This window comes from Nonomuraea sp. NPDC050733, from assembly GCF_040654215.1.
GTDB lineage: Bacteria > Actinomycetota > Actinomycetes > Streptosporangiales > Streptosporangiaceae > Nonomuraea.
In genome coordinates, this window is record NZ_JBFAHO010000086.1 from 1 (window position 1) to 2,471 (window position 2,471).

Sequence of the window (2,471 nt, forward strand, 5' to 3'; positions counted from 1 at the left end):
TGTGATGTGACTGCGTGCCTTTTGAAGAATGAGCCTGCGAGTTATGGTGTGTGGCGAGGTTAACCCGTGTGGGGGAGCCGTAGCGAAAGCGAGTCTGAATAGGGCGTTTGAGTCGCATGCTGTAGACCCGAAGCGGAGTGATCTACGCATGGGCAGGTTGAAGCTCAGGTAAGACTGGGTGGAGGACCGAACCCACCAGGGTTGAAAACCTGGGGGATGACCTGTGTGTAGGGGTGAAAGGCCAATCAAACTCCGTGATAGCTGGTTCTCCCCGAAATGCATTTAGGTGCAGCGTCGCGTGTTTCTTGCCGGAGGTAGAGCACTGGATGGCCGATGGGCCCGACAAGGTTACTGACGTCAGCCAAACTCCGAATGCCGGTAAGTGAGAGCGTGGCAGTGAGACTGCGGGCGATAAGGTTCGTAGTCGAGAGGGAAACAGCCCAGATCACCGACTAAGGCCCCTAAGCGTGTGCTAAGTGGGAAAGGATGTGGAGTCGCAGAGACAACCAGGAGGTTGGCTTAGAAGCAGCCACCCTTGAAAGAGTGCGTAATAGCTCACTGGTCAAGTGATTCCGCGCCGACAATGTAGCGGGGCTCAAGTACACCGCCGAAGTCGTGGCACTGACAGTTCCTTTGGGTGCTGTTGGTGGGTAGGGGAGCGTCGTGCAGCCGGCGAAGCAGCAGAGTGATCTAGTTGTGGAGGCTGTGCGAGTGAGAATGCAGGCATGAGTAGCGAATCGAGGGTGAGAAACCCTCGCGCCGGATGACCAAGGGTTCCTGGGGCAGGCTAATCCGCCCAGGGTAAGTCGGGACCTAAGGCGAGGCCGACAGGCGTAGTCGATGGACAACGGGTTGATATTCCCGTACCCGCTTCAATGCGCCCATATCGAACCTCGTGATGCTAAGAGTCCTTAGCTCGATCGGCCCTTCGGGGCTGGTGTCAGAGTGAACGCTCGATCCGATCGGGTAGTAGGTAAGCGATGGGGTGACGCAGGAAGGTAGTCCAGCCCAGGCGATGGTAGTCCTGGGGTAAGCATGTAGGGAGTGAGGTAGGCAAATCCGCCTCGCATGTATCCTGAGATGTGATGCCGAGCCGATTGTGGCGAAGTGGATGATCCTATGCTGCCGAGAAAAGCCTCTAGTGAGTGTTGTGGCGGCCCGTACCCTAAACCGACTCAGGTGGTCAGGTAGAGAATACCAAGGCGATCGGGTGAACTGTGGTTAAGGAACTCGGCAAATTGCCCCCGTAACTTCGGGAGAAGGGGGACCTCTGCCGGTGTAGGAGCGTGCCTCCGAAGCTGGTGGGGGTCGCAGTGGCCAGGGGGAAGCGACTGTTTACTAAAAACACAGGTCCGTGCGAAGTCGTAAGACGATGTATACGGACTGACGCCTGCCCGGTGCCGGAACGTTAAGGGGACCGCTTAGTCAACGCAAGTTGGCGAAGGTGAGAACTTAAGCGCCGGTAAACGGCGGTGGTAACTATAACCATCCTAAGGTAGCGAAATTCCTTGTCGGGTAAGTTCCGACCTGCACGAATGGCGTAACGACTTCCCCGCTGTCTCAACCGCAGACCCGGCGAAATTGCATTACGAGTAAAGATGCTCGTTACGCGCAGCAGGACGGAAAGACCCCGGGACCTTCACTACAGCTTGACATTGGCGTTTGGAGCGTCTTGTGTAGGATAGGTGGGAGACTGGGAAGCTCGGACGCTAGTTCGGGTGGAGTCATTGGTGAAATACCACTCTGGTCGTTTTGAACGTCTAACTCTGGTCCGTGATCCGGATCGGGGACAGTGTCTGGTGGGTAGTTTAACTGGGGCGGTTGCCTCCTAAAGGGTAACGGAGGCGCCCAAAGGTTCCCTCAGCCTGGTTGGCAATCAGGTGTCGAGTGTAAGTGCACAAGGGAGCTTGACTGTGAGACTGACGGGTCGAGCAGGAGCGAAAGCTGGGACTAGTGATCCGGCATCGGCGTGTGGAAGCGGTGTCGCTCAACGGCTAAAAGGTACCCCGGGGATAACAGGCTGATCTTCCCCAAGAGTCCATATCGACGGGATGGTTTGGCACCTCGATGTCGGCTCGTCGCATCCTGGGGCTGGAGTAGGTCCCAAGGGTTGGGCTGTTCGCCCATTAAAGCGGTACGCGAGCTGGGTTTAGAACGTCGCGAGACAGTTCGGTCCCTATCCGCTGCGCGCGCAGGAGACTTGAAAGGAGCTGTCCCTAGTACGAGAGGACCGGGACGGACGAACCTCTGGTGTGCCAGTTGTACCGCCAGGTGCATGGCTGGTTGGCTACGTTCGGAAGGGATAACCGCTGAAAGCATCTAAGCGGGAAGCTCGCCTTGAGATGAGGTCTCCCACCACGAGAGTGGGTAAGGCTCCCGGTAGACGACCGGGTTGATAGGCCGGAGGTGGAAGCACGGTAACGTGTGGAGCTGACCGGTACTAATAGGCCGAGGACTTGACCACAAAGCAT

Annotated in this window: 1 rRNA gene; it reads left to right on the plus strand. The window is 57.2% G+C overall.

The window, feature by feature from the left end:
- A 23S ribosomal RNA gene (locus AB0H64_RS44865) occupies nt 1-2,464 on the plus strand; the annotation flags it as partial.
- Between the last annotated feature and the right edge of the window lie 7 nt (nt 2,465-2,471).